This is a genomic window from Neisseria sp. P0022.S010, from assembly GCF_051956635.1.
The window spans coordinates 1-1,309 of sequence record NZ_JBQCXF010000703.1; the positions used below are offsets into that span (position 1 = coordinate 1).

Sequence of the window (1,309 nt, forward strand, 5' to 3'; positions counted from 1 at the left end):
CACAAAATGGTTGGCAACTGCTGCATACCCATGCTTCCCTGCCGATGACCCTCAGCAGCAGCATGCCTTGGCAAATCGGTTTCATTAATATCGAAAGCCCTGGACGCGGCATAACCGTTTCCGCTATGGGCATCAACGGCGCGCAGTTATCCCAATGGTCAAAATGGCGGCCGGGCATGTGGGAAGATTTGGCACAAACCAAAGCCGATTTAATCATCCTTGCCTACGGTACCAATGAAGCCTTTTCCGGCAATCTCGATATTTCCTCTACCGAGCAGACATGGCGCAATTACATCCGTCAAATCAAAAACACCCTGCCCAACGCAGGTATCCTGATCCTCGGCGCTCCGGAATCTTTGAAAACCGCCTACGGCAGCTGCGGCAACCGCCCTGTCTTGCTCAGCGAAATACAACAAATGCAGCAACGTGTTGCCCGTGATGAAAAAATCATGTTCTGGTCTTGGCAGGATGCAATGGGCGGAGCATGTAGCATGAAAAACTGGATGGCTCAAGGCTTGGCAGCCAAAGATGGCGTTCACTTCTCTGCACAAGGTTATGAAACTGCAGCCGATAAGCTTGCCGACAGCCTGATCCGCTTTGCCCAATAAATTGGCAAAAACCTAAGTATTTTTCATTAACAGCACACAAAAGGCCGTCTGAAATTAATATTTCAGACGGCCTTTTGTTTATCGCTTATTCAGCAAACTGCTTAATTTTTAAGCCAACATATTGCTGCTCATTCGTTGCGTTTGGTTTTCCGTAAAACGAACCAATCTTGCCTGCTTATCAAAGCCTAATGGCTTGGCAACAAGGCGGTTGGGCAATTTGTTCAAATGATGGTTGTAGCTTCCGGCTCTGCGGTTGTAAGTGCGGCGTGCCGATGTAACTTCCGCTTCTGCAGCATCCAGCATTTCCATCAAACCGGCCAATTTCTCATCAGGATACTGTTTCAAAAGGCCGTTGACGGCAATTTGCAATTTTTTCAGCGCATAATTCAATGCTGTTTCGACTTCGCACAGATGTTTGATTTTAGATTCGGAAAAGGTTTTGGCAGTTTGCGCCAATGCGGTTTCGACTTCAGCACACATCTGCTGAACGTTTGGATCCGATGCAATGCCCTGCTCTTGCAGATGTTTGCTGTATGCATCCAATACATGACGGACGGCCTGATGTCGGCAGTCGAGCGCAATGCGCAAAGAAACAAAGGATTCGCGACAGTCTTTTTTGCGGTCTTTCAACTGTTGTTTGAAATACAATAAGACGGCGGCGATTGATACGAAGATAAGTGTAAGACTAATAATGCCCATAG

General features: G+C 47.4%; 2 protein-coding genes. One reads left to right on the plus strand and one right to left on the minus strand.

All coding sequences use genetic code 11. From position 1 onward, the window contains the following. Positions 1-608 (plus strand): SGNH/GDSL hydrolase family protein (locus ACTHUT_RS20780; protein WP_440419703.1); only part of this gene is annotated, 608 nt, incomplete at its 5' end. A gap of 108 nt (positions 609-716) precedes the next feature. Here ACTHUT_RS20780 and ACTHUT_RS20785 read toward each other — a convergent pair. Then, positions 717-1,309, minus strand: a 593-nt coding sequence (locus ACTHUT_RS20785; RefSeq protein ID WP_250600873.1) for a LemA family protein, incomplete at its 5' end; no start/stop codon positions are given.